We start from the raw sequence: 26,318 nt of genomic DNA on the forward strand, positions 1-26,318 counted from the left end.
TACCCGCGCATGGTAACGGCCACAGACATCGGCGCGGCCGCCCTGGCCGACGCCGCCCACCCGCTCACCGGCGGGCCCGGCGACTACGACGCCCTGATGAACCTCGTGGGCGACGCCCGCTTCGTGCTGATCGGCGAAGCGACCCACGGCACCCACGAGTTCTACGAGGAACGGGCGCGCATCACCCAGCGCCTGATCCGCGAAAAGGGTTTCACGGCGGTGGCGGTGGAGGCCGACTGGCCCGATGCCTATCGGGTCAACCGTTACGTGCGCGGCGAGGGCGGCGACCAGGATGCCAACGCCGCCCTGTCCGGCTTCGAGCGTTTTCCCGCCTGGATGTGGCGCAACACCGATGTCACCGCCTTTGTCGACTGGCTGCGCGCACACAACGAGGGCTTGCGCGCCGGTCCCAAGGTCGGCTTCTACGGGCTCGACCTGTACAGCCTGTTCACCTCGGTGCGCGAAGTCCTGAATTACCTCGACAAAGTCGACCCGACGGCCGCCGCCGAGGCCAGGCGGCGCTACGCCTGCTTCGACCATTACGAAGAAGACAGCCAGCACTACGGCTACGCCACCGGTGTCGGCCTGTCCGAATCCTGCCAGCAAGGCGTGCTGACCCAATTGCAGGAACTCCAGCAACGCGCTTTTGATTACATGCAGTCCGACGGCGCATCGAGCGAAGACGCCTTTTTCTACGCCCAGCAGAACGCACGCCTGGTCAAGAACGCCGAGGAATACTACCGGACCATGTTCCGTGGCCGCATCTCATCCTGGAATTTGCGCGACAGCCACATGGCCGAAACACTCGACGCGCTCACGCGCCACCTGTCGCGCGACGGCGAACCGGCCAAGATCGTGGTCTGGGAACACAATTCGCACATCGGCGACGCCCGCGCCACCGATGTCGGCAACCTGGGCGAGTGGAATGTCGGCGAACTGGCGCGCAAGGCCTACCCGGGCCAGACCTGCCTGATCGGCTTTTCCACCTACGACGGTCACGTGACGGCGGCGTCCGCCTGGGACGGCGAGGCCGAACGCAAGCGCGTGCGCCCTGCCCTGCACGGCAGCTACGAGGAATTACTGCACCACGTGGGTTTGCCGCGCTTCTGGCTGAACCTGCGCGACGACACGCCGGTACGGCGCATCATGATGGAGCGGCGCCTGGAGCGCGCGATCGGCGTGCTGTATTTGCCGCGCACTGAACGCCAGAGCCATTACTTCAATGCGCAGATGGCCCAGCAGTTCGATGCCGTGATCCATATCGACCGCACCGAAGCGCTGGTGCCGCTCGATGCGACGAGCGGCTGGCATTCGGGGGAACCGCCGGAGACCTACCCGGAAGGGATTTGATTTCGCGCTCAGGGAAGGGGCGGATTCGTGGCGGCGACCGAATCCCAGCCGTCGGTGTTGCGCACCGCCTGTACACGCTCCCAAATCGACTCGGGCATCGTGTATTGCCAAACACCACCAAGCACCCATGCAAATGTCGGATCGGTGCGAGCGCATTCCTCCACTCTGTCGATAAAGGCAGGTCCATGTAAGCTCAACAAATCTTCGAGCGGCGCAGCCGCAAGCAGGCCAAGATAAGCCTGCATCCTCGGCTGCTCGATCGCTTCGAGAATCGCCTGCCATGCCAATTCCGGTTCATCCTCGACGACCCAGTTGAACTCGAACCAACCCGTCAGGCCTTCGCCCTCCGCCTCGTCACGATCCTTTGAACTGATCCACTTGGCCCAGAGATACCACGCGTCGAGCAGTTCCGGTACTGGCAAAGGGCCACTCATCTCCAGTCTCCTTTGAGCAAACAACGTAGCGACGCTGACTTCACCTGGGCACGCGCCGGCGAACGCTTCACGTTGACATACGCATTCCTGCCGGGGTCAGTTTGACCGGGGCATCTTCGACAAAGCCAGTTTCAGGTTCGTCATACTTGAATGCCTGGGACCTGAAAAATCGCCGGGAACCTCCAGCACCTTGTCATCCGCGTCGACAAACACAAAGATGCCGTAGTGATTGTCGACGTCATCGAAACCAACGAAGGTCACGCGCTGGCCTTCTTTCAGGTCACCGATATCGTTTGTGATGAGGAATTCCTCGTCCGGCCTGATGTCCAGCTCGTCCAGTACCCAGGAATCATAGAACCGGTAATCGGAAATTTTCTTCACTTGTCGCCCCTCCCGGGATTCAGCTCTGCCGCGTCCCGCACTCGGTGCAGAATTTGGTCCCCGGCTGCAGCATCGTCGCGCACCCCGTGCACGCCACCTGCTGCGCCATCTTGAACCCGCACTCCGGACAAAACTTGGCGCCGTGGGTCTCGCAGCGGCATTGCGGGCAAACCAGCTGCATGGCCTGGGTGACGTCGCGCCGCGCGCCTCGCACCTTGCCTTCGTCGTTTGCAATTTCCGATGCGGCACTGACTTCGCCCTGGGCGCGCGCCTGCGAGATCTTGACGTTGACGTTCGGCGCGCAGTTGTAGCACAGGCCGTTCTGACCATCGAAACAGGTGGCGCACACGTAGTCGTGGCAATTGCCGCAGCGGTTGAAGTGGGCCTTGCCTGCCGCGATCGCTTCGGTGAACGCTTCGTCGCGCGCGCTGTGCCAGCCGGCCTGGGCCATGCCGGACAAGACGCTGCTGGCATTGCCCAGCATGCCGCCGAACATGCTCGCCCCTTTTTGCAGCCAGCCCGAGGCCTGGGCGCTGCGGTAGGGTTTGAAGTGGGTGCGCCAGCGGTCGCTGCAACGCTCGCAATAGAACTCGAACTGGAACCCGGCATCCACGCCTTGCGAATCGCTCAGGTCGCGGTAATTGTTTGAGAACTGCATTTCCGACATATCAGTGACCACTTGTCTGTACAGGGAGTGGCCGATTATATCCACTTAGCAAAAAAACAGCAGCTTTCGACTGCGCCTGGCCGGGCAGCGTCGCACCGTCGCCACGCGCCAGCCGCGCCATCGTCATTGCAACAATTTGCTAACAATAAACTCTTCCTGACCTAATTTTTTCCTGCCGGCTTTTGGTAGCATGCTCGGGTTTATCATCCGGCTAGGAACGGTTCATGAGTACATTTACGCTGAATATCAACGGCAAGCGCCAGCAAGTCGATGTCGAACCCGATACCCCGCTGCTCTGGGCCTTGCGCGATACGCTCGGCCTGGTCGGCGCCAAGTATGGCTGCGGCGCCGGCATGTGCGGCGCCTGCACCGTCCACGTCGACGGCGTACCGACCCGTTCCTGCCTGATGCCGGTATCGAGCCTCAGCACGCAAAAAATCACCACCATCGAAGGCCTGGACAAGGGGCACCAGCATCCGCTGCAGCAAGCCTGGCAGGAACTCGACGTGCCGCAGTGCGGCTACTGCCAGTCGGGCCAGATCATGACCGCCTGCGCCCTGCTGAAACAGCACCCGAAGCCGACCGACGCCCAGATCGACGAAGCCATGGCCGGCAACCTGTGCCGCTGTGCCACCTACACCCGCATCCGCGCCGGCATCCACCGCGCCGCCGAGATCGCCAACGTAGAGCGTGTTAAAAAAACGCCAGGGCAAGGCGCATCGGCGAAGGCAGTACAACTGTACGACGAGGCGATGCAACGCCGCCATGGAGAATTTTTTAACACGCTCGGAAAGGGCAAGGCATGAACGCGCCGCTCTCTCCTTCGCGCCGCCGCTTTCTTGGTACAAGCGCCGTCGGCACCGGCGCCCTGGTCATCGGCATGAGCCCGGCCGGCGTGCTGGCCGCGCCAGGCACCGCAAGCGCAACGGCCTTTACCCCGAACGTTTTCATCACGATCGACCGCAAGGGCATCGTCACCCTGGTGTCGAAGCAGCCGGAAATCGGCCAGGGCATCAAGACCTCGCTGCCGATGGTGATCGCCGAGGAACTGGAAATCGACTGGAAGGACGTGCGCATCGTCCAGGGCGACCTGAACCCGGCCTACGGCAGCCAGGGCGCCGGCGGGTCGACCTCGACGCCGACCAACTACGAGAACTTCCACCGCCTCGGCGCCACCGCGCGTACCGTCCTGGTCCAGGCCGCGGCCCAGACCTGGAAGGTGCCGGTCGCCGAATGCAGCGCCGCGCATGGCGCCGTCGTCCACGGCCCCACCAAACGCAAGCTCGGCTACGGCGCCCTGGTGCCGCTGGCCGCGACCCTGCCGGTGCCGGACGCGGCGCAGGTGCAACTGAAGGACCCGGCTTCGTACAAACTGCTGGGCACGCGCATCGGCGGCGTCGACAACGCGGCGATTGTCAGCGGCAAGCCGCTGTTCGGCATCGACATTCAGTTGCCGGGCATGCTGTATGCGGTGTACGCCAAGTGCCCCGTGTTCGGCGGCAAGCCAGTGAGCGCCAACCTGGATGCGATCAAGGCCATGCCGGGCGTGAAGGATGCCTTCATCATCGAGGGCACCGAGAACCTGAACGGCCTGCGTCCAGGCGTGGCCATCGTTGCCACCTCCACCTGGGCCGCCTTCAAGGCACGGCGTGCGCTGGAAGTGAAATGGGACGAAGGCATGGGCGCCGGCCACAGCTGGGCCGACTTCGCCGCCCAGGCCGCGGCCGCCGCCGGCAAACCCGGCACGACCACCCTGCGCAAGGATGGCGACGTGGCCGCCGCCTTTGCCGGCGCCGCGAAACGTGTGGAAGCCAGCTACGTCTACCCCTTCATTTCGCACGCCAGCATGGAGCCGCAGAACTGCACCGCCTGGTTCAAGCCGGCGGACGGCACGCTGGAACTGTGGGCGCCAACCCAGAATCCGGGTGCCGGCCAGGCCCTGGTGACCACCACCTTCGGCATCCCGAAGGAAAAGATCACCCTGTACATCATCCGCAGCGGCGGTGGCTTCGGCCGGCGCCTGAGCTCGGACTTCATCGTCGAAGCGGCGGCCATCGCCCAGAAAGTCAACGCCCCGGTCAAGCTGACCTGGACCCGCGAAGACGATTTGCAGCACGACCATTTCCGTCCAGGCGGCTTCCACCACCTGCGCGGCGGCATCGATGCGAACGGCAAGCTGGTCGGCTGGCACAACCACTTCGTCACCTTTGCCAACCGCGTCGAACGCGAGGGCAAAAGCATCCTGCAGCCGGGCAGCGGCGGCAGCCTGTCGGGCGACGAATTCCCGGGCCGCTGGCTGACCAATTGCCTGCTGGAACAAACCGCCCTCGAATGCCGCATCCCGATGGGGCCGTGGCGTGCGCCGGGCAGCAGCGTGTTTTCCTGGGTGTTCCACAGCTTCATCGACGAGCTGGCCCATGCCGGCGGACGCGACCCGATAGCATTCCGCCTGGAGCTGTTGGGCGACAAGGACATCATGCCGGGCAGCGGCGAACGCGGCCAGCCTTACAGCGTGTCGCGCATGCGCAATGTGCTGAAGGAAGTGGCGGAAAAGTCGGGCTGGGGCAAGAAGAAGTTCGCCAAGGGGCAAGGCGCGGGCGTGGCCTTCCACTTCAGCCACCGCGGCTACGTGGCCGAGGTGGCCGAGGTCACGGTGTCGAAGGAAGGCCAATTGAGGGTCGACCGCGTGGTGGTGGTCACCGACATCGGCGCCCAGATCGTCAACCTGAGCGGCGCCGAGAACCAGGTGCAGGGTTCGGTGATTGACGGTTTGTCGACCTTGATGCACCCGGAGCTGAACATCGAGGGGGGCCGCGTCGTGCAGAGCAACTTCCACGACTACAATTTGCTGCGCATGCCGGATACGCCGGCGAAGATCGACATCCACTTCCTGAAGACGGATTATCCGGTGACGGGCCTGGGCGAACCGGTGCTGCCGCCGCTGGCGCCGGCCGTGTGCAATGCGATCTTCGCTGCGACCGGCAAGCGGGTGCGTGAGCTGCCGCTCAGCAAGACGGACCTGAGCTGGAGCTGATTGCGTAGGGTGGACCGGCCACGAGAGGCGGCTATGCCGTCCACGCGTTCAAGCGACGTACACGGTTCGATCCAGTTTTATTTCGCGAATTGTCGAGCGATCGTTGAACGCGTGGACGGGGAACCCGTCCACCCTACAACTGCGTACCGCTACGCTGCGCCGCCGCGTGCGCCGGATCGTTGTCCTTCGCCCCGTGGTGCTCGAGAATCTGGGCTGCGCGCGCCGCCTGCGCGGCATCCAGCGTGGTGACGGTGATGATGCACTTGCCGATCTCCAGTCCCGGCGTGTACACATCCTTGTAGTCGGTGCCGCCTTTCACCGCAGGCGAGTCGCCGACCGTGAAATTCGCTTCCGACGGGCCGGCTTCGTCGCCGGTATGGCTGATCTCGATACCGTTCGGATCGAATCCTTCGGCCAGCAGCCCGGCACGGGCGCGCTCGGCTTCTTCGACAGTTTCCACTACACGTACGATCTGGTTCATGGTCGCTCCATTGTTACGGTTACAACAACCGTACCAGAATCGGCGCGCCGACGTCGCCCAGTCCAGGACTGCGGCGACGCGGGCCGCGGCCGGCCCCTTGTCTTCCTTGTATTGATAGACGTGCGCCCGCAAGCAGCCGTCTTCGGTATCCTCGGACGCTGCGCCCGGCCCCGCCGACCTGGTGCTCCGGCCGGTCCTGCACCAGCGGCGCGGCGGCATCCAGGCTGGCCGGTCTTCTTCCCCCGCACACGCTCGACATCGCGGCGCCGGTCGTCGAATCCGCAGCAAACCGGATGAGCACATCGTTCAGGCAGCAAATACCGATAGGTACAGCGGCAGGCTGTCCGATTGGCGCTCTCCACCAGCCTGGAATTTAGTACAATCAGGAAATGTTGTGACGGCCGACACACTGGGACACATTTGCAATCGCCTGAAACCTCTATAAGAACGATGAAGATCTCACAAAGGATTGCCCATTCCCGGCCACTGGCGACCACCGCCATGCATGGCCGCGTCGAAAGCATGCGCCACGCAGGCCAGCAAGTCATCGATTTCTCGATCGCCATTTCGCATTTCCCCGCCCCGGCGAGCGTGCTCGACGCCGTCGGCACAGCCGTCGACGACGTGCGCACCATGCCCTACACCAGCGTGGTCGGCGCCCATGACGTGCGCGCCCGCCTGTGCGGCAAGCTCGCACGCGAGAACGGCGTCAGCGCCCGGCCCGACGAGATCATCGTCACCAACGGCGCCAAGCAGGCCCTGTACGAGGCGCTGTACGCGATGAGCGACCCGGGCGACAGCGTCCTGGTCTTCAAGCCGCACTGGCCGGCCTACGTCGCCACCTGCAAGCTGCTCGGGCTGCGCCCGGTGCTGGTCGACCTGCCCGACGAAGTGACCCCGGCCTTCCTGGCCGCCTGCGAACCGGCGCGCATCGTCATCATCAACAACCCGCACAACCCGACCGGCAAGGTCTACAGCCGCGCCGAACTCGACGCGCTGCGCGACTGGGTCCAGTCCACCGGCGCCCAGGTGATCGTCGACGAAAGCTACGAGCACCTCTCCTTCGGCCCGGCCCACACCAGCCTCGCCGCCTTGTGCGACTGGCGCGCGCTCGGCGTGGTGACCATCTTCTCGGCCTCGCAAAGCTACGCCATGATGGGCTGGCGCATCGGCTTCGCGCTGGCGCCGATGCCGCTGGTGGCGGCCATGCAGACCCTGCAGGGGCCGATCACCGCCGCCGCCTCGCACCTGGCGCAGGTGGCCACCGTCGCCGCGTTCGACGCCGGCGTGCAGCGCCACATGATCGACGACTACCGCGAGCGGCGCGACCTGGTCGTGCGCCAGTTCCGCGACCTGCCCTGGATCGTCATGCACAGCCCGGATTCCGGCCCTTACCTGTGGGGCGACGTGCGCGCCCTGACCGAGGACACGGTCGGCTTCTCGGAAGCCCTGATCGACGAGGAAAGCGTGGCGATCATGCCCGGCGATGCGCTCGGCGTGCCGGGCTTCATCCGTATCGGCTACATCTCCGACGACATCGCCACGCTGATGGAAGGCGTGCGCCGCGTGATCGCCTTCGGCAACAGGCGGGCCGCGCAGCGATGAACCGGCCCCGCCCATCCTTGCGCCTGAACAGCCTGCGCAGCCGGCTGATGCTGCTGGTCGCGCTGGCGATCCTGCCGCTGGCGATCATGACGGTCATCGGCGGCATGCGCGAGCGCGAGCAGGCGGTCCAGGCTTCCGAGGAAAACCTGCGCCGCCTGACCAATCTCGCCGCCGCCAACGAAGCCCAGTCGATCGAGCGCGCGCGCCAGATCCTGGTCGACCTGGCCAGCGTGCCCGACCTGCTCGGCCCCACGCCCGGCTGCAATGCCCTGCTGGCCGACGTCCTCGACCGCAACGAGGGTTATGTGAACTTCGGCCTGATCCAGCTGAACGGCGAAGTCAGCTGCAGCGCGGTGCCGATGCTGCACCCGGTGAACCTGGGCGACCGCAGCCACTTCAAGCGCGCCGTGTCCGAGCGCCGCTTCATCGCCGGCGACTACGTGTTCGGCCGCGTGATCAGGCGCCACACCATCAACCTCACCTACCCGGTGATCGACCACAGCGGCAACGTGGCGGCGGTGGTGTTCGCGGCCATGGACCTGGCCGGCCTCGACACCTTCGTCAACGACATCAACCTGCCGCCCGGCTCGGTGCTGGTGACGGCCGATGCCAACGGCACCATCATCTCGCGCCGCCCCGACCCCGAGCGCTGGTTCGGCACCCGCGTGCCGGCGCGCCTGCGCGAAGCCATGCACAGCGCGGGCCGGCGCGCCCTGGTGATCCAGGACGACGACGGCGTCGAGCGCCTGCACACCTTTGCCCGCGTCGGCGCCGCCACCCTGTCCGACTACACGGTCACGATCGGCATCCCGACCGACATCGTCACCGCCGGCGCGCGCCGCGCCCAGCTGATGTCCCTGGTCGGCCTGGCCGCCACCACCATGCTGGCCCTGCTGGCGGCCTGGCTGGCCGGCGACGTGCTGATCGTGCAGCGCGTGCGCAAGCTGAAGGACACCGCCACCCGCATCGCCGCCGGCGACCTCGATGCGCGCTCGGGCATCGCCTACGAGCGCGAGGAGATCGGCCAGCTGGCCGAGGCCCTGGACGGCATGGCCGCGACCCTGCAGAAAAAGGAATCCGCGCGCGGCTTGGCCGAGCGCGAGCTGCGCGCGGCGGACCAGCGCAAGGACGAGTTCCTGGCGATGCTGGCGCACGAGCTGCGCAACCCGCTGGCGCCGATCAGCACCGGCGCGCACCTGCTCAAGCTGCTGCACTCGGATAACGCCCAGATCACGCAAACCTGCGCCATCATCGCGCGCCAGGTCGAGCACATGACCGGGCTGGTGGACGACCTGCTGGACGTGTCGCGCGTGACGCGCGGCCTGGTCTCGCTGTCGACCGGGGTGCTGGACCTGCGCAAGGTGATCGACGACGCCGCCGAGCAGATCCGCCCGCTGATCGCCACCCGGCGCCACACCGTGGTGCTCGACCTGCCGCTCGACGCCGCCACCGTGAAGGGCGACCACAAGCGCCTGGTGCAGGTGGTGGCCAACCTGCTGAACAACGCCAACAAGTACACGCCCGAGGGCGGCCGCATCGAACTGCGCCTGAGCCAGGAAGACGGCGACTACGTGCTGCGCGTCAGCGACGACGGCATCGGCATGGAGCCGCAGCTGGTGGCGCGCGTGTTCGACCTGTTCAGCCAGGCCGAGCGCACCCCGGACCGCTCGCAGGGCGGCCTGGGCCTGGGCCTGGCGCTGGCCAAGAGCCTGGTCGAGCTGCACGGCGGCAGCGTCCAGGCCGAAAGCGCCGGCCTGGGCAAGGGCAGCACCTTCACGGTGCGCCTGCCGCGCCATACCCAGGACTTGCCGGTATCGATCGCCCAGAGCCGGGGCCAGGCCACCGCCGCCACGCCCCTGAAGGTGCTGCTGGTCGACGACAACCTGGATGCCGCCCACACCCTGCAGCTGTTCCTGGGCGCGGCCGGCCACACGGTGGAGGTGGCGTATTGCGGCGCCGACGCGGTGGATGTGGCGCGCGTGTTCGAGCCCGACGTCTGCCTGCTCGACATCGGCCTGCCCGACTTCGACGGCAACGAACTGGCGCGCCGCCTGCGCCGCATGCCGCAAGCCACCGGCGCCAGCCTGATCGCCATGACCGGCTATGGCCGCCAGCAGGACCGCGAGGCGGCGATGGCGGCCGGCTTCGACTTCTACATGGTCAAGCCGGTGAACACGGTGGAATTGTCGGACCGGCTGGCGGACATCGCGGCGCAGCAGCATCCGCGCTGACGAGGCATCCGTTCCCCCTGCGGACTGCGCACGGTTTGTTGGCAAGAACATGGCAGACCGACAATGCCGTATCATCGGGTCTTCTTGAATAGGAGACCCGATGGAATCGGTAAGTGTGGTGCTGGCAATGCTGCTGGCGGTAATCGGCAGCGGCTACCTGGTGCGCATGCTGCCGTTCGGCCTGCCGCTGCCCCTGGTGCAGATCGGCCTGGGTGCGGTGATTTCCGGTGTATTCGGGCACGGCGTGACGCTCGACCCGGAGATGTTCTTCCTGCTGTTCCTGCCGCCGCTGCTGTTCCTGGACGGCTGGCGCATCCCGAAGGTCGGCCTGTTCCGCGACAAGGGCACGATCCTCGAACTGGCCCTCGGCCTGGTGATCTTCACGGTGCTCGGCGCCGGCTTCCTGATCCACTGGCTGGTGCCGTCGATGCCGCTGCCGGTGGCGTTCGCCCTGGCCGCCATCGTGGCGCCGACCGACCCGGTGGCGGTGTCGGCGATCACCTCGCGCATCCACGTGCCGCACCGCCTGATGCACATCCTCGAGGGCGAGTCCCTGCTGAACGACGCCAGCGGCCTGGTGTGCTTCCGCTTCGCCGTGGCCGCCGCCATGACCGGCGCCTTTTCGCTGGCCAGCGCCTCGCTGACCTTCCTCTGGGTGGCGCTGGCCGGGATTGCCTGCGGCGTGGCGATCACGGTCGCGGTCTCCTTCGTGCAGCGCGTGATTGGCCAGCGCTTCGGCGAGGAACCCGGTTCGCCGATCCTGGTCAACCTGCTGCTGCCTTTCGGCGCCTACCTCGTGGCCGAACACATCCACGCCTCCGGCATCCTGGCGGCGGTGGCCGCCGGCGTGACGATGAGCTATGTGGAGCTGTCGGGCCGCGCGCTCGCCACCACCCGCGTGCGCCGCGCCGTGGTCTGGGACACGGTGCAGTTTTCCCTGAACGGCGGCATGTTCGTGCTGCTGGGCGAGCAGCTGCCCGAGATCATCGAACGCGCCCTGCGCCAGGCCGGCCCGGACGCCGCGCTGACGCCGTGGAAGCTGTTCGGCATCGCCCTGCTCATCAGCCTGGCGCTGATCGTGCTGCGCCTGGTGTGGGTCTGGGTATCGCTGCGCCTGACGCTGCTGAACGCGCGCCTGCAGGGCCAGAAGACCTACAAGCCGAATTTCCGCCTGGTGCTGGCCACCTCGCTGGCCGGCGTGCGCGGCGCCATCACCATGGCCGGCGTGCTGACCCTGCCGCTGGCGCTGCCGGGTGGCGCCGCCTTCCCGGGGCGCGACCTGGCGATCTTCTTTGCCAGCGCGGTGATCATCGTCTCGCTGGTCGTGGCCAGCATCGGCCTGCCGCGCGTGCTGCGCGGGCTCGAGGTGCCGGAAGAATCGACCGAGGAAGCGCAGGAAGACCTGGCGCGCCACAACGCGGCGGTGGCGGCGATCGCCGCGATCGAACGCGTCGGCCACACCCACCTGGGCGACAGCGAACACGCCGACGTGCACGCCAGCGCGGTCGACCACGTGCGCGGCATCTACGAGCACCGTCTGGGGAGCGGCCTGGCGGCAAACGAGCCGGCGCGCATCCGGGTGGCGGAGCAGGCCGAACGCGAGTACCGGCTGGCGGCGCTGCAGGCCGAGCGCGAGGCGATCCTGGCGCTCACGCACCAGCGCAAGGTATCGGACGATATCGCGCGGAAGGTGCTGCGGGAGATCGATCTGGTGGAAGCGCGCTACCGCTGAATATCAGCAAATAAACAACGGGGGTCAGGTCTGCCATCCGGACACGGACTCATGCGTGGCAGGATCGGCGAATCGTCGTCGGCGGCGTGGCGGCTATAGGGGACCGATCCTGTCCGGCACGGTCCCCCGCTGGCAGGGCAGCCGGGACTGCCCTCGCAACATCTATCGCATCATGGACAAAACGCGAGCACCGTGAAGCAGTTGAGCTCTTCGAAACGGCGGCACGACAGGCTGTTACCAGTCGTCTGGCAGTCTTCCTTCCAGGCTGCGCACAGGCCGCAATCCGGCTTGATTGCCCACGAACTCATGGAAAAACCCAGCCCCAGTCCGAACCCCAGTACGCACAAGGCTTTTTTCAAACTAATCATGACGCTTCCCCTTCGTTTTATTGGTTGAAGAACGACGAAAGACGAGATACGCGGCGAGCCTGCCAATGACGCTTCATCCGAAGCAGGCATCGAAGAGCCACTGGCTGAACTCAGCGCTGAGTGTACATATGAATTTTCTGCAGAAGGAAGATTTATTAACAGATAATGCGTGGCCAATAAAAAAAGCCGAAAAAAATCCTCTGCCTTATGCGTATCAGGTAGAACGCCGTCTCCAAGCGCGCAGCAGGGAGTGAGCCTGCGCGAGCCGTTGCGCAAGCAGCTCGTGCCAGGTATCGCCAAGCGCAGCCGCCGCTTCAGGAAAGCATGGACGCGGCTACGTTAGGCCCCGTACAGTACGCCCACCCCAAACGCGTAACATCGCCCGGTATGCACCACTCCTGACCGGTACAAACGATGAGCGCCGAACAAGCCGCAGACAATTCCCTCCCCCTCGCCGACCCGCCGGCTGCCGCCAAGGCCGCCGGCTTGCGCTACGTGAACGACAGCAAGCCCGGCATCCGCCGCGAAAAGGACGGCGAGGCTTTCCGCTACCTCGACGCCAAGGGCGAGCCGGTCGAGGACGACACCACCCTGAAACGCATCAAGTCGCTGGTCATCCCGCCGGCCTGGACGGAAGTGTGGATCTGCTCCCAGCCCAACGGCCACCTGCAAGCCACCGGCCGCGATGCGCGCGGGCGCAAGCAGTACCGCTATCACCCGAAGTGGCGCAACGTGCGCGACGAGGTGAAGTACGAGCGCATGATCAACTTCGGCAAGGCCCTGCCGACCATTCGCGAGGAAGTCGACAAGGCGCTGAAGCTGCCCGGCCTGCCGCGCGAAAAGATGCTGGCGACCATTGTCTACCTGCTGGAAGCGACCATGATGCGGGTCGGGAACGAGGAATACGCGCGCACCAACAAATCCTTCGGCCTGACCACGCTGCGCAACCGCCACGTGAAGGTCGACGGCAGCGACGTCGAATTCAAGTTCCGGGGCAAGAGCGGCGTGTACCACAAGATCCACGTGCACGACCGGCGCCTGGCGCGCATCATCCGCAGCACGCGCGACCTGCCCGGCCAGGAGCTGTTCCAGTACATCGACGAGGAAGGCGAGACACACAGTATCGATTCCTCGGACGTCAACGAGTACCTGCGCACCATCACCGGCGAAGACTACACGGCCAAGGACTTCCGTACCTGGTCGGGCACGGTGCTGGCGGCGCTGGCGCTGCAGGAATTCGAGAAGTTCGACTCCGAGACCCAGGCCAAGAAGAACATCGTGCGCGCCATCGAATCGGTGGCCGAGAAGCTCGGCAACACGCCCTCGATCTGCCGCAAGTGCTATGTGCACCCGGCCGTGCTCGAGTCCTACCTCGAAGGCTCGGTCGTAGAAGCCATGCGCGAACGCACCGAGCAGCACCTGAGCGAAGACCTGCACGCGCTGCAGCCCGAGGAAGCGGCGGTGCTGGCGATGCTGCAGCAGCGCCTGAAGCACGAACAGGAAAAACCGACGCCGCCGGCGCGCAGCCAGCGCAAGGCGGCTTGAGCCAATCTATCGAAAGGAATCCGCATGAACGCAAACGAGCAGGCAGACTTCAAGCACGGCAGCTTCACCATCGAACAGGTGGCCGCCTTCGAACACCAGGTCACCGGCGTCTCGGTGTCCGAGGACAAGCGCATTTTCGTGAACTTCCCGCGCTGGACCGAGGATACAGAGGTCTCGGTGGCCGAAGTCCTGGCCGATGGCGGCGTCAAGCCCTACCCCGATGAGGAATGGAACGCCTGGCGCAATGCGAAGAAGGACGAGATCTCGCCCGAAGACCACTGGGTCTGCGTGCAGAGCATCGTCGCCGATGGCCGCGGCAGCCTGTGGGTGCTCGATCCGGCCGCACCGGCGCAAAGCCACATGGTGTCGGGCGGCGCCAAGCTGGTGCAGATCGACCTGGCCAGCAACAAGGCGACACGTACCATCGCCTTCGACGAAGACATCGCCCCGCAAGGCTCCTACCTGAACGATGTGCGCTTCGCGCCCGATGGCAAGTACGCCTACATCACCGACTCCGGCGTGGTCGGCGCGATCATCGTGGTCGAGCTGGAAAGCGGCAAGCCGGTGCGCCTGCTCGATGGCGACGATTCCACGCAAATGAAGAAGGGCTTGAACGTGAAGGCGGACGGCAAAGTACTGCGCCGCCCGGACGGACGCGGCGTCGAGTTCTCGGCCGACGGCATCGAGCTCTCCGGCGACGGCGCATACCTGTACTGGCAGGCGATCAAGGGCGACACCCTGTACCGCATCCCGACCGAGGTACTGCACACGACCGGCTTGGCCGGCGGCGACGTATCCGGCAGCGTCGAGGAGTACGGCCGGAACGAGGTGGCCGACGGCCTGCTGATCCCGAAAGGCACGAACGTGATGCTGCTGACCTCCGTGGAAGTCGATTCCATCCGCGCGCGCAACCTCGACGAAGGCCCGCAGGCGCCGATTCGCACGCTGGTGCAGGACGCGCGCCTGCGCTGGCCGGACACCTTCAGCCAGGGCCCGGACGGCACGGTGTACGTGACCACCTCGCACATCCAGGATTCCGCCTTCTTCAAGCCGGACGCACCGCCGGCCCTGCCGACCCAGCTATGGAAGCTGAGTCCGAAGAAGTAATCAGCGGATCACGAATCAGCGGATCAGATAGGTCGTCACCTTCCAGCTGCCGTCCGGCAGGCGCATCGGGACCACGGTCTCGATGACGCCGGCGCGGTTGGCGAAGTCGGTGGCGTACTGGATCACCACGTATTCGCCGTCCGGCACGCCGGGCAGGGTCTTGGTGAAGTTGGCCGAGGTCTGCTTGCGCGACTTCACGGCGCCCAGGGGCGCACGGGCGTCGGTACCGACCTTGTTCCACATGTCGCGCGTGATCGCGGACTGCATCACGGGCGCGCCCGCGTCCCAGGCTTCGGCGGCCTTGCCGGCGTCCATCACGGCGAGCCAGCGGGTAGCTGCTTCCGTGGCGGGGGCGATCTGCGGGGCTTCCTGCGCGTACACGCTTGGGGCGGCAGCGGCAGCGACGGATAACACGAATGCGGCGATGGCTTTCAAGACGTTCTCCTTTGTAGATAAGCTTCAAGGGGCTTGCAGCGTAACTTGCACGATATGCAAGCATGAGGATAACAGAAGCCGCGCGCCCCGCCGCTCGTCGGTAATCACGCTGTCATATTTGCTACCTAGACTGGCATCTTCGATCCACTCCGTGGCCCCGCATGGACAAGAAGGTGCAACCCGAATCGCCGCCCCAGCCCGCCCTGGACGACGGCGCCCCATTCCTGAACCGCGAACTGTCGCTGCTCGAATTCAACCGCCGCGTGCTGGCGCAGGCCGAGGACGAACGCGTGCCGCTGCTGGAACGCCTGCGCTTCCTGTGCATCGTCAGCAGCAACCTCGACGAATTCTTCGAGGTGCGTGTGGCCAGCCTGCTGGCGACCCAGCAGCTCGAAAGCGGCCCCGACTCGGTCGCCGACAACCTCGACGTCACCCTGGGCCGCGCCAGCGACGAATGCCGGCGCCTGATCGCGCGCCAGTACGCGCTGCTGAACGAGACCATCCTGCCGCGCCTGTCCGAGCAGGGCATCCGCCTGCTGCGCCGCAGCGACCGCAACGCCGCCCAGCGCGCCTGGGTCAAGAACTACTTCGACCGCGAGGTGCGGCCCCTGCTCACGCCCGTCGGCCTCGATCCGGCCCACCCCTTCCCGCGCGTAATCAACAAGAGCCTGAACTTCATCGTCGAACTGTCGGGCAAGGACGCCTTCGGGCGCGGCACGGGCATCGCCATCATGAAGGCGCCGCGCGTGCTGCCGCGCGTGATCCGCCTGCCCGACGAACTGTCGGACACGCCGGGCGCGTCCTACTGCCTGCTGTCCTCGGTGATCCAGGCCCACTTGCCCGATCTGTTTACGGGCCGCGAAGTGGTGGCCTGCTCGCAGTTTCGCGTCACCCGCAACAGCGATTTGTGGGTGGACGAGGAAGAAGTCAAGAATTTGCGCCAGGCCTTGCAGAGCGAACTGCACAGCCGCCAGTACGGCTTCGCGGTGCGCCTGGAAGTGGGCCGCAACTGCCCCGCCCACCTGTCCGACTTCTTGCTGGAGCAGTTCTGCATCGACCGTACGCGCCTGTTCCAGGTCGACGGCCCGGTGAACATGAGCCGCCTGCAGGAAATCGCCAACAATGATGGCCGCCCCGAGCTGAAGTTCCCGCACTTCGCGGCGAGCTACCCGGTGCGCCTGGCGAACCACGACATCTTCGCGTCGCTGGCGCGCCAGGACCTGCTGCTGCACCACCCTTTCCAGTCCTTCCAGCCGGTGATCGACTTCATCCAGGCTGCTGCCAGCGACCCGGCGGTGGTGGCGATCAAGCAGACCATCTACCGCGCCGGCATGAACTCCGACCTGATGGAAGCCCTGATCGGCGCCGCCCGGCGCGGCAAGGAAGTCACGGTCATCGTCGAACTGATGGCGCGCTTCGACGAGGAAGCCAACATCAACTGGGCCGAGCGCCTGGAAAACGCCGGCGCCCAAGTCGTGTACGGCGTGGTCGGCCTGAAGACCCACGCCAAGATGGCGCTGGTACTGCGGCGCGAACCGGCCGGCCTGCGCCGCTACGCCCACCTCGGCACCGGCAACTACAACCCGACCACGGCGCGCTTCTATACCGACTTCGGGCTGCTGACGTCGAACGCCGAACTGACCGCCGACGTGAACGAGGTCTTCATCCACCTTACGAGCCTGACGCGGCCGAAAGCCTTGTCCAGCATCTGGCTGGCGCCCTTCTCGCTGCAAAAGGACATCGTGCGCGCGATCCGCAACGAGGCGAGCATCGCGCGCGAAGGCAAGCCGGCGCGCATCATCGCCAAGATGAATTCGCTGACCGACGAAACCGTGATCCGCGCGCTGTACGACGCCTCGAGCGACGGCGTGCGCATCGAGCTGATCGTGCGCGGCGCCTGCGCCCTGCGGCCGGGCGTGCCGGGGCTGTCCGCCAACATCAAGGTGCGCTCGATCGTCGGGCGCTTTCTGGAGCACACGCGCGTCTACTACTTCCGCAACAACCTGAAGCACGACGTGTATCTGAGCAGCGCCGACTGGATGAACCGCAACCTGCTGCGGCGCGTGGAAGTGGCCGTCCCGGTGCAGTCGCCGGCGCTGAAGAAGCGCGTGCTGCGCGAGGGCTTGCATCCCTATTTGAAGGACAATGCGACGGCCTGGGAGCTGGGCAGCGACGGCCACTACCGGCGCCGCAAGCCGCGCGCCGGCCAGGCGCCCTGCAGCGCGCAACAGGTGTTGATGGACATGCTCGGCGCCGCCGCGCCGGCCGAACCCGACAAGGAGAGCAGACATGGAACTGATCCTGTGGCGCCACGCCGAAGCCGAACCCGGCGATCCTGACGCCCAGCGCGCGCTGACGGCGAAAGGGATCCGTCACGCCGCGCGCATGGGCGCCTGGCTCGACCGCCAGCTGCCCGAAGGCTGCCGCGTGTTCGTCAGCCCGACGGTGCGCTGCGTGCAGACGGCCGACGGGTTGGGGCGGCGCTACACGATTCACGAGGCGCTGGGGCCGGAATCGACGCCGGAAGCCATGCTGGCGGCCTGCGGGTGGCCGAATCACCGGTTTCCGGCATTGTTGGTCGGGCACCAGCCGCAATTGGGGGAGACGGCGGCACTGATACTGGCGGGGGAAAGCCAGCCGTGGAAGATCCGCAAGGGGGCGGTGCTGTGGCTGCGCGGGCCGGAGCCTGAAGCGGACGGCGATCCGGCGTTCATCAAGCTGGCGGTGGGGCCGGAGTTGATCGGCAAGCTGCGCTGATTCGCTCATCGCGACACGATCGGGCGGGTGTGATTTGTGGCGACACGTTCCGGCGGACGCATATGCTTTCGTAGGGTGGGCACCTGTGCCCACGCTGTCTCATCGATTGTGACCACGGGACGTTTGGGTCACCGCCCTGCCGGACGCGATCTCGGTTTGCATCGGTACCATACCGCGTGGGCACAGGTGCCCACCCTACGAACCCAAAACCGCCCGCATCACACCCCGCGTAACACGAACTTGCGGCCCAGCTCCTCCCACGCCGCGCGCTCGCGCTCCAGCCACGCGCTCAGCGTGGGATGCCGCTCCAGCCAGTCCACCTCCACCGCCAGCTCGATGCGCGATCCCATCGCCAGCTTGACATCATCGAGCTCCTCGTCGACCCGCGCATGCATGCACGCCACGGCCAGCCGCATCGCCAGCACCATGCGCGCAAACGCCGGTTCCGACAGGGACTCGCGCACCTTGCGCAGGTTGCCCTTGTGCCCCAGCACCAGGGTCGCCATCAGACGCTGCTCGCGCGTGGTGAACCCCGGCAAATCCGCATGCTCGACGATGTAGGCCCCATGCTTGTGCGCCCCCGTATGCGACACCGCCAGCCCGACCTCATGCAGCAAACAGCTCCAGCTCAGGTAATCGAGGCAGCTTGCATCCACCGCCTCCAGCTGCAGGTAGAAGTGGCGCGCGATATCCGCCGCACGCCGCGCCCGCGCCGAATCGACGCCGAAGCGGCGCATGCAGTCGCCGATCGCCAGCGCGCGCCGGTCCTGGTGCTTCGAGCGCAGCTCCAGGTCGGACAGCACGCCCAGGCGCAGCCCCGCATTGATCGCCGTGAGCCGGGTCACGCCGAATTCCTCCATCGCCCCGATCAGCGCACTGGCGCCGCCCACCACCGCCACTACGCGCTCGCGCTTCAGGCCGGCCAGCGCCACCGCGTCCACGTGGCCGAAGCCGATCAGGAGTTCGCGCAGCGCATACAGGCTGGGCAGCGACAGCATGCCGTCGCCGATCCCGCTCTTGGCAATCGTGTCGGCAATCGCGCGCATGGTGCCGGACGAGCCATAGGCCGGGCCGCCGGTGTAGCCGTGGTAGCTGGGCGCGGCGTCCTCGAACACGGCGCGCGCTGCGGTCACCGCGGCGCTGAAGGCGGCGCGGGTGATGCGGCCGTCGCCGAACCATCTCCCGGCCTGGGGCTGGGTGCCGATGCTGAAGGATTCCACCTGAACGATGCTGTCGCCATGGCCGGCAATCACTTCGGTCGAGCCGCCGCCGATGTCGATCACCAGCCGCGCCTCGTGCGGCCTGGCCAGCGCGCGCGCCACGCCCATGTAGATCAGGCGCCCCTCTTCCTCGCCCGAGATGATCTCGATCGGGCGGCCGATGGCGGCCTCGAACTGTTTCAGCACGCTCGCCGCATTCGTCGCCACGCGCAGGGTATTCGTGCCGACCACGCGCACCGCATCGAGCCGGTATTCGGCCAGGATGGCGGCAAAGCCCTGCAGGCTGCGCACGCCGATGCCGATGGCGGCATCGTTCAGGCGCCCGTCGGGCTGCAGGCCGGCGGCCAGGCGCACCGGATCGCGCGCGCTGCGCAGGATGCGTATGTCACCGCTGTCGCCGGCCGGCTCGCCGACGTGCAGCCGAAAACTGTTCGATCCGAGGTCCACTGCTGCGAACATGGTGGGCTTTCAAAAAGTGGTCAATGCAGTATATCGGGCAAAGTCCGAACCGGCCGGACGAATCAGGCGCAGGCGGCTTGCGGCAGCGCCAGGTAGCGTTCGGCCAGGTCTTCGGCGGCGAGCGGACGCGAGATGAAGTAGCCCTGCACCTCGTTGCAGCCGAGTTCGCGCAACACCTGCAGCTGGGCCGCCGTCTCCACGCCTTCGGCCACCACCGCCATGCCCAGCGCATGCGCCATCGAGACGATCGCTTCGAAGAACACCCGCCCCTCTCCGCCGCCGTCGAGTTCCGCCGTAAAGGCGCGGTCGACCTTCAGCACATCCATGCGCAGGGTGCGCAGCTGCGACAGCGAGGAGTAACCGGTGCCGAAGTCGTCGATGTGCAGCTTGACGCCGAGCGCGCGCAGGGCCGCCAGCTCGGCCAGGATCTCGTCGCGGTCGCCCATCATGGCCGACTCGGTGATCTCGACTTCGAGCAGCGCCGCCGGCACGCCGTGGCGCGCGAGGGCTTCCTCGATGCGGGTCTTGACGCCGCCGCGCTCGAACTGGCGCGCCGAGACGTTGATCGACACCGGCACCAGCAGCGCGCCTTCGCGCTCCCAGGCCGCCAGCTGGGCGCAGGCCGCTTCGATGACCAGGTCGCCGATCGGCACGATCAGGCCGCTGGCTTCGGCAAACGGAATGAACTCGCCCGGCGCCACCATGCCCTGCTCGGGATGGCGCCAGCGCAGCAGCGCTTCCATGCTGAGCAGGCGGTTTGACGCCGGGTCGACGCGTGGCTGGTAGTGCAGCACGAACTGCTCCTGTGCGATCGCCTCGATCAGTTCCTGCTTCAGGCGCGCGCGCTTCTGGATGCCGCCCGAGAGCTTCTCGTCGTAGAAGCGGTGTTGGCATTTGCCGTCGTGCTTGGCCGCGTACATGGCGATGTCGGCGTGCCGGATCAGGGTGCCGGCATCCTGGCCGTCGCGCGGGAACATGGCGATCCCGATCGAGGCGCCGACACTGGCCTGCAGCCCTTCCCCCAGCGCGAACGGACGCGCAAAGGCGGCGACGATGCGCTCGGCCACGGCGGCCACCTGGAAGGCATCGCGCGCCGGCCGCATCAGCACCACGAACTCGTCGCCGCCGAAGCGCACGACTTCGTCGCCCGGACGCAGCAGCGCTCCCAGGCGGCGCGCCGCCGCCGTCAGCAAGCCGTCGCCGACCGCGTGGCCGTGGGTGTCGTTCACCTGCTTGAATTCGTCGAGGTCGACGAACAGCAGCGCCAGCCCGCCTTCGTGCGCGGCGGCGTCGAGCAGGGTCGGCACGTGGTTCAGCAGCCAGCTGCGGTTGCGCAGGCCGGTGAGCGAATCCTGGTTCGCCAGGCGCTCCATCTCGGTTTCGTACTTCTTGCGCTCGCTGATGTCCTGCAGCGTCACCGCCAGGCCGTCGCCCACGCGCACCAGGCGGCGCCGGCCCCAGGCGAATGCCAGGCGCGTGTCCGCCGGCATGCGCCGGTCTTCCTCGTAGAAGCCGGTCGCCATCGCGGTGCGGTAGGTGGCCACGATCTCGTCGCCGGAGACGCCGCGGTCCATGGTCGATACCGCGCGCCCGACCAGGTCGCGCCGCGTCATGCCGTAGAAGGACGCGCCGCGCTCGTTGCAGTCGACGATGCGGAAGTCGACGATCTGGCCCTTGCGGTCGCGCACCGGCGCGGCCATGTAGAAGCCGTCGTTGGCGCTTTCGGTGGCGGTGCGGTAGGCCAGGCGCACCGCTTCGTGCTCGCGCGCCCGGCTGGCCGCGCGCAGCGACAGCAGGCTGGCCAGGCCGGCCATCAGCGCCAGCGCGATGCTGCCGGCCACGGCGCGGTCGCGGCTCTCTTCCCAGTACAGCTGGGCGGCGGCGCTGCCGTCGCGCTGCGACAGCGCCACCATCGCCACCACCGGATACACGGCCGAATCGCGCCAGCCCATGGCACGCGCGACGCCGTCGCCGAAGCCTTCATGGCCCACCAGGCGCGGGCCGTCCCGGTGCGCGCCCAGGCTGGTCTTGTTCAGGGTGCGCGGGCCGCCGGGACGCCCGGTCTCGTCGCCCGCCTGCTCGATCCAGAAGCGGCCATCGGTGTCGGCCATCGCCAGCAGGCCATCGGCGCCGAGGGTCGACTGGCCGACGAAGGAAGTGAAATAGGCGGCATCGACCGCCATCACCACGATCCCATCGAATTCCTCATCAAGCCGGTCGAGGCGGCGCGTGAACAGCACCACTTCGCGCGTGGCGTCGAAGCCGGCCGGGGCGATGTCAACCCGCAGCGCGCTCGAATTGCTGTTCTTGTGCCGGGTGAAGAAGGCGGCGTCCAGCAGGTCCTCGGGCAGGCCGTTGCGGCGCGTGCTGGAGCGCACCTTGCCGTCGGCGCCGACGATGGCGACCGAGACAAAGGCGTGGTCGGTGAACATGCCGTCGGCGCGCATGTCTTCCAGCAGGGTCTGGCGCTGGCCATGCTCCCAGCTGTGCTTGAGCTGCATGGTGATCTGGTCCATCTGCGCGATCGAGCGCGTGACGTACTGCTCGTAGGCCTGGGCGTAGGTATCGGCTTCCTTCAGCAGCAGCAGGCGCGCACGCTCGGCGTCGCCGTCGGCGCGCAGGATGGTCACGGCCCAGAGTGCGGCGGCGCAGAGGACGGCGAGGACGGGCCAGACGATGGCCAGGAGGGTGTTGGTGCGGGATGGGCTGGAAGCGGCTGGTATCTTCATGCGCGGTCAAGAGGCTGCGGGTGTCGTACCCGCTGGCCTGTCGGCCGCCATGGCGGGCAGCGCAGCTTAAGCCGTCAATATGACCGCTTGATGACGCTCTACCAAGTCGTAGGGTGGACCGGGCCGCGAAAGGCGGGTTCCCCGTCCACGCGGTGATCGGTAGAAGCTGCGTTTTCGTGCCGGATGATTCAGCCGCAAACGATCACCGCGTGGACGGCCAAGCCGTCCACCCTACGGACTACCTACCGTATCGAGTAGCCAGGTTTGCCCTAGCTGCGCGGCGGCTGCATGCCCTGGAACTCGCTCACCGCTTCGCGGTACTGGCGCGACTCCTGCAGGCGGTTCATGTAGCGGATCGGGCGGCGCGCCTTGCGCTCGATGGCATAGCCGCTCAGCGTGCCGCGCGCGCCGCACTTGGCGCGGCAGGTGGCCAGGCCGGCCGCATCGCGGTCGTCGAGCACGATCTTGCCCCCCTGGACGCTCACCTTCAGCGTGCACGCCGCCTCGCCCCCGGCCGGCATGCTCTGCTGGCGGTAGACGAAGTCCTCGCCCTCGCGCCCGGCGATGCCCCAGACGCTGCAGGTATGGCCATTGGCGAATTCGAGGTAGGCGCGCAGGTACACATGGTCGGCATCCTGGCGCACGATCTCGACCACGTCCTCGGCCAGGTAGCGCTCGGCCGGGCGGTCGGCGCCGGCATTGATCGTGTTCATGAAGCGGCGCTTATAGACACCCTCGATGCTGCCGGCCAGGTCGTCGGCGGCGAAAGACGATGCCGCAGGCAACGCCAGCAACGCGGCGCAGACCAGGCCGAGTTTCGCCATCCTGCGCTTCATGGCTGGCCTCCGCGCTGCTCCGGATGGTTGAACACCTGGCGCAGATAGGCCAGGAAGGTCTCGTCGGTGCACTGCGATTTACCCGGCGTATCGGACAGCTTGGCCACCGGCTGGCCGTTGCAGCGCACCAGTTTCATGACGATGTTCAGCGCCTTGTACGGCGTGTCGTTGGTGAGCTGGGTGCCGATGCCGAAACCGAGCATCACGCGGTCGGCGAAGTGGCGGTACAGCGCCAGCGCCTTCGGCACCGTCAGCGCGTCGGAGAACACCAGACGCTTGGTGCGCGCATCGATGCGCAGCCTGGCGTAATGGGCCAGCGCCTTTTCGCCCCACTCCATCGGGTCGCCCGAGTCGTGGCGCAGGCCGTCGAACAGCTTGGCGAAGTAGAGATCGAAGTCGTTCAGGAAGGCGTCCATGCCGACCACGTCGGTGAGCGCGGTACCCAGGTCGCCGCGGTATTCCTGGACCCAGTCTTCCAGCGCCGCCTTCTGGAAATCGCGCAGGCGCACGCCGAAGGACTGAAAGGCCTGCATGTATTCGTGGGCCATGGTCCCGATCGGCACCAGGTTGTACTTGCGCGCCAGGTAGACGTTCGAGGTGCCCTTGAAGAACTGCGGCAGCTCGCGCGCCAGCGTCTCGACGACTTCGTCCTGCCACTCGCTGGAGAAGCGGCGGCGCACGCCGAAATCGAAGAAGGCGAAGCCGTTGGTGCGCTTCGGCTCCTGGTCGAACGCGCGGAACTGCGCGATCTTCTCGGCCAGGCGCACGCGCGCCTCGCGCAGCGCGTGCTCCTTGTCGAAGCGGCGGAAATACAGCTCGTTGACGATGTAGAGGACAAAAATCTCGAAGCCCATCACGTGCACCACCGGCCCCACGGCGCGGATGCGCAGGTGCGGGCCATCGGTTTCCACGGTGATGAACTTGCGCTGGAAGCGGAACACCGTGAGGAAGTCGGCGAAGTCGCTCTTGATGAAGCGCAGGCTGCGCAAATAATTGATCTCATCTTCGCTGAACAGCATCTCGCACAGGTGGTCGAGTTCGCGCTCGACCTCTTCCTTCAGCTCGGCCAGCGGATAGGCCGGCTCGTTACGGCAGCGGAATTCGTATTCGCCGTGGGCGTTCGGGTGCCGGTGCAGCAGCGCCTGCCACATGGTGAATTTGTACAGGTCGGTTTCGAGCAGGCTGCGAACGATGGGCTTCATGGTGCGATCCTTGGACTTCAGGTTTTCTTTTTTTGTCGGCGTTTCGGCGCCAGCATGGTGCCGCTGCAGCCGGGTGTGCCGCAACGGCATGCGAACTTCTTCTTCAGCGCCGGCGTGTGGCGCTCGTCGTAGATGAGGGCGTAATTGTAATTCAGTTCCTGTCCGGGCTCGATGGGATGCAGCGCATGGATGTAGACGCGCCCGTCTTCCTCGTAGGCTTCGCAGTTCGGGCTGCAGGCATGGTTGATCCAGCGCGCCTCGTTGCCGCGCCGCCCGCCGTCGATCACGCGGCCGTCGGCCAGGCTGAAATAGAAGGTGTGGTTGACCGGCCCGCCGGCTTTCGCGGCGCGCTCGGTGGCTTCGTCCCAGCTGATGCGCTCGCCCTTGTATTCGACGATGCGCTCGCCCGGCTCGATGTGGCGGCGGGCAAAGACGCCGTTGCCGTGGATGGGGGACTGCTTCACTTCATAGGCTGGATCGGCCTTGGCTGCGGATGTGGTCGGCATGTGGGAGGTGTGAATAGGACAGCAACGTGTACGAACAACATTGTTAGTATTATTGTACGGGTTTCGAATCCGTGCCGCACACTCGAGCCGCAGGCAGGCGGTGTCCAACCATCAGGCGCCCGGGAAGACGCCGCCACGGACTGCGCCGCGGCGGCGGCGCGGCGTGCGGTCAAACGCGCACGAGTTCGACGCGGCGGTTCTTCGCCTTGCCTTCTTCGGTCGTGTTGTCGGCCAGCGGCTGGTCCGGGCCCTTGCCGACGGCGCTCAGGCGGTCGCCGGCGATGTGCTTCGCGGTGATCGCCTGGACCACCGATTCGGCGCGCGCCTGCGAGAGCTTGCGGTTGTGGGCCGCATCCCCGGTGGCATCGGTATGGCCTTCGACACGCAGCTTCAGGCCAGGCTCGCCTTGCATCAGTTTGACGATCTCGTCCACCGCCGGCTGGCTTTCCTGGCGCATGACCTGGCTATCGGTATCGAAGTTCAGGTAAAGCGCGACGTGGCCGTCCTTCTTCAGGGCGCTGGAGAGCTGGGCGGCGGGCAAGGCCTGCACCTGCTGTTGCATTGCCTTTTCTTCGACGGTCACGACGCCGACCTCGCCGCCGTGAACATAGAGCGTGAACCAGATGTTCGTCTGCGGCGTGCGGATCAGCCATTGCTCGAAATTAGGCGCATCTGCGTCCGTGCCCGCATCGATATAGGGAAGGTTCATCTTGCCGTACACGGCCTGGTAACTCCCGCCATTGCGCTCGATGAACTTCTCGTCCCTCGGATGGACGGTGTCGACCCGCGTTGCACCGAGCGATTTCAGGGCCGTTTCATAGTTGCGGTGTGCGGCCAGCTCGGACCACTTCATGTCGCTCAGCGAAAATTTTCGGCGCATGACCTTGCCTTCGACCCGGCGCAGTTCTTCGCCGGCGATCACATAGGCACGATCGAAATCGAGATCGCTGTCCACGATCACATCATTTGGTTTCAGCTCCGCAGGCATGGCGACATACGGGAAAGGCGGCAGTTCCTTGGTCGTCACCGGGACCGATTGCAGGTCGAAGGGCTTGGCCGCCGCCGTGGCGGGCGCCGCTTCGGCAGGCGCCGGCGCCGCGCCTGGCGTCTCTGCCGCCTGCGTCGTGGCCGCAGGCGCCTGATTGGCGGCGTCCTGGGCGTCGTTCTGGTGGCGTTTGCAAGCCGTCAGGGTGGCGGCGATCATCAAGGGCAAGGCAAGAATCGAGAGACGCTTCATGG

At 66.4% G+C, this 26,318-nt stretch carries 21 protein-coding genes and 1 pseudogene; 10 read left to right on the forward strand and 12 right to left on the reverse strand.

The window, feature by feature from the left end; translation table 11 throughout:
* Positions 1–9: 9 nt before the first annotated feature.
* Positions 10–1,350, forward strand: a complete 1,341-nt coding sequence (locus tag QPK31_RS07780) for an erythromycin esterase family protein (protein ID WP_290422380.1) — start codon at positions 10–12, stop codon at positions 1,348–1,350.
* A gap of 8 nt (positions 1,351–1,358) precedes the next feature.
* Here QPK31_RS07780 and QPK31_RS07785 read toward each other — a convergent pair whose 3' ends face one another.
* From QPK31_RS07785 to QPK31_RS07795, 3 genes are all read right to left on the reverse strand, one after another.
* The gene (locus QPK31_RS07785; RefSeq protein ID WP_290422381.1) at positions 1,359–1,784 is read right to left on the reverse strand and encodes a DUF6869 domain-containing protein; all 426 of its coding nucleotides are present in this window, start codon (positions 1,782–1,784) and stop codon (positions 1,359–1,361) included.
* A gap of 96 nt (positions 1,785–1,880) precedes the next feature.
* Positions 1,881–2,165, reverse strand: a complete 285-nt coding sequence (locus QPK31_RS07790) for a hypothetical protein (RefSeq protein ID WP_290422382.1) — start codon at positions 2,163–2,165, stop codon at positions 1,881–1,883.
* Between the two features lie 19 nt (positions 2,166–2,184).
* Positions 2,185–2,823: a zinc ribbon domain-containing protein gene (locus QPK31_RS07795; RefSeq protein ID WP_290422383.1), complete on the reverse strand. Its 639-nt coding sequence runs from the start codon at positions 2,821–2,823 to the stop codon at positions 2,185–2,187.
* Positions 2,824–3,056: 233 nt separating this feature from the next.
* Between QPK31_RS07795 and QPK31_RS07800 the strand changes: the two are divergent.
* Positions 3,057–3,506: pseudogene (locus QPK31_RS07800) on the forward strand ((2Fe-2S)-binding protein); the annotation flags it as partial.
* A gap of 128 nt (positions 3,507–3,634) precedes the next feature.
* A complete protein-coding gene (locus QPK31_RS07805; RefSeq protein ID WP_290422384.1) occupies positions 3,635–5,866 on the forward strand; it encodes a molybdopterin cofactor-binding domain-containing protein in 2,232 nt (743 codons plus the stop codon).
* 133 nt (positions 5,867–5,999) lie between these two features.
* Here QPK31_RS07805 and QPK31_RS07810 read toward each other — a convergent pair whose 3' ends face one another.
* Positions 6,000–6,347, reverse strand: coding sequence for a hypothetical protein (locus tag QPK31_RS07810; RefSeq protein WP_290422385.1), 348 nt, complete (start codon positions 6,345–6,347; stop codon positions 6,000–6,002).
* A 450-nt stretch (positions 6,348–6,797) separates the two neighbouring features.
* Here QPK31_RS07810 and QPK31_RS07815 point away from each other — a divergent pair, with 450 nt between their 5' ends.
* From QPK31_RS07815 to QPK31_RS07825, 3 genes are all read left to right on the forward strand, one after another.
* Positions 6,798–7,952 carry a pyridoxal phosphate-dependent aminotransferase gene (locus QPK31_RS07815; protein WP_290422386.1) on the forward strand — a complete coding sequence of 385 codons (1,155 nt, stop codon included), beginning with the start codon at positions 6,798–6,800 and terminating at the stop codon, positions 7,950–7,952.
* Positions 7,949–10,183 (forward strand): ATP-binding protein, encoded by a 2,235-nt coding sequence (locus tag QPK31_RS07820; protein WP_290422387.1) that lies wholly within the window; start codon positions 7,949–7,951, stop codon positions 10,181–10,183. Before QPK31_RS07815 ends, QPK31_RS07820 begins: the two co-directional genes overlap by 4 nt.
* A 100-nt stretch (positions 10,184–10,283) precedes the next feature.
* Complete coding sequence (locus QPK31_RS07825; protein ID WP_290422388.1) at positions 10,284–11,915, forward strand: Na+/H+ antiporter; 1,632 nt, start codon at positions 10,284–10,286, stop codon at positions 11,913–11,915.
* A 170-nt stretch (positions 11,916–12,085) separates the two neighbouring features.
* Here QPK31_RS07825 and QPK31_RS07830 read toward each other — a convergent pair whose 3' ends face one another.
* Complete coding sequence (locus QPK31_RS07830; RefSeq protein ID WP_290422389.1) at positions 12,086–12,283, reverse strand: hypothetical protein; 198 nt, start codon at positions 12,281–12,283, stop codon at positions 12,086–12,088.
* Between the two features lie 414 nt (positions 12,284–12,697).
* Between QPK31_RS07830 and QPK31_RS07835 the strand changes: the two genes are divergently transcribed.
* Both QPK31_RS07835 and QPK31_RS07840 read left to right on the forward strand, forming a co-directional pair.
* Positions 12,698–13,828, forward strand: a complete 1,131-nt coding sequence (locus tag QPK31_RS07835; protein ID WP_290422390.1) for a DNA topoisomerase IB — start codon at positions 12,698–12,700, stop codon at positions 13,826–13,828.
* Between the two features lie 24 nt (positions 13,829–13,852).
* The gene (locus QPK31_RS07840; protein WP_290422391.1) at positions 13,853–14,935 is read left to right on the forward strand and encodes an L-dopachrome tautomerase-related protein; all 1,083 of its coding nucleotides are present in this window, start codon (positions 13,853–13,855) and stop codon (positions 14,933–14,935) included.
* 15 nt (positions 14,936–14,950) lie between these two features.
* On the opposite strand, the gene QPK31_RS07845 is transcribed toward QPK31_RS07840, so the two are convergent.
* Positions 14,951–15,370 carry a DUF4019 domain-containing protein gene (locus QPK31_RS07845; protein ID WP_290422392.1) on the reverse strand — a complete coding sequence of 140 codons (420 nt, stop codon included), beginning with the start codon at positions 15,368–15,370 and terminating at the stop codon, positions 14,951–14,953.
* Between the two features lie 161 nt (positions 15,371–15,531).
* Between QPK31_RS07845 and ppk1 the strand changes: the two genes are divergently transcribed.
* Positions 15,532–17,709, forward strand: a complete 2,178-nt coding sequence (gene ppk1 / locus QPK31_RS07850) for a polyphosphate kinase 1 (RefSeq protein WP_290422393.1) — start codon at positions 15,532–15,534, stop codon at positions 17,707–17,709.
* Positions 17,660–18,127, forward strand: a complete 468-nt coding sequence (locus QPK31_RS07855; RefSeq protein ID WP_290422394.1) for a histidine phosphatase family protein — start codon at positions 17,660–17,662, stop codon at positions 18,125–18,127. The genes ppk1 and QPK31_RS07855 overlap by 50 nt, the downstream gene beginning before the upstream one ends.
* A gap of 218 nt (positions 18,128–18,345) precedes the next feature.
* Here QPK31_RS07855 and QPK31_RS07860 read toward each other — a convergent pair whose 3' ends face one another.
* From QPK31_RS07860 to QPK31_RS07885, 6 genes are all read right to left on the reverse strand, one after another.
* A complete protein-coding gene (locus QPK31_RS07860; protein WP_290422395.1) occupies positions 18,346–19,806 on the reverse strand; it encodes a Ppx/GppA phosphatase family protein in 1,461 nt (486 codons plus the stop codon).
* Between the two features lie 62 nt (positions 19,807–19,868).
* The gene (locus QPK31_RS07865; protein ID WP_290422396.1) at positions 19,869–22,535 is read right to left on the reverse strand and encodes an EAL domain-containing protein; all 2,667 of its coding nucleotides are present in this window, start codon (positions 22,533–22,535) and stop codon (positions 19,869–19,871) included.
* Positions 22,536–22,804: 269 nt separating this feature from the next.
* The gene (locus QPK31_RS07870; protein ID WP_290422397.1) at positions 22,805–23,371 is read right to left on the reverse strand and encodes a hypothetical protein; all 567 of its coding nucleotides are present in this window, start codon (positions 23,369–23,371) and stop codon (positions 22,805–22,807) included.
* Complete coding sequence (pncB, locus tag QPK31_RS07875; protein WP_290422398.1) at positions 23,368–24,573, reverse strand: nicotinate phosphoribosyltransferase; 1,206 nt, start codon at positions 24,571–24,573, stop codon at positions 23,368–23,370. The genes QPK31_RS07870 and pncB overlap by 4 nt, the downstream gene beginning before the upstream one ends.
* A 17-nt stretch (positions 24,574–24,590) precedes the next feature.
* Positions 24,591–25,079 carry an SET domain-containing protein gene (locus QPK31_RS07880; protein ID WP_290422399.1) on the reverse strand — a complete coding sequence of 163 codons (489 nt, stop codon included), beginning with the start codon at positions 25,077–25,079 and terminating at the stop codon, positions 24,591–24,593.
* A 169-nt stretch (positions 25,080–25,248) separates the two neighbouring features.
* On the reverse strand, positions 25,249–26,316 hold the full coding sequence (locus QPK31_RS07885; protein ID WP_290422400.1) for an OmpA family protein: 1,068 nt from the start codon (positions 26,314–26,316) through the stop codon (positions 25,249–25,251).
* Positions 26,317–26,318: the final 2 nt, after the last annotated feature.

The sequence above is a fragment of the Massilia sp. YIM B02769 genome, from assembly GCF_030411995.1.
Lineage (GTDB): Bacteria > Pseudomonadota > Gammaproteobacteria > Burkholderiales > Burkholderiaceae_D > Telluria.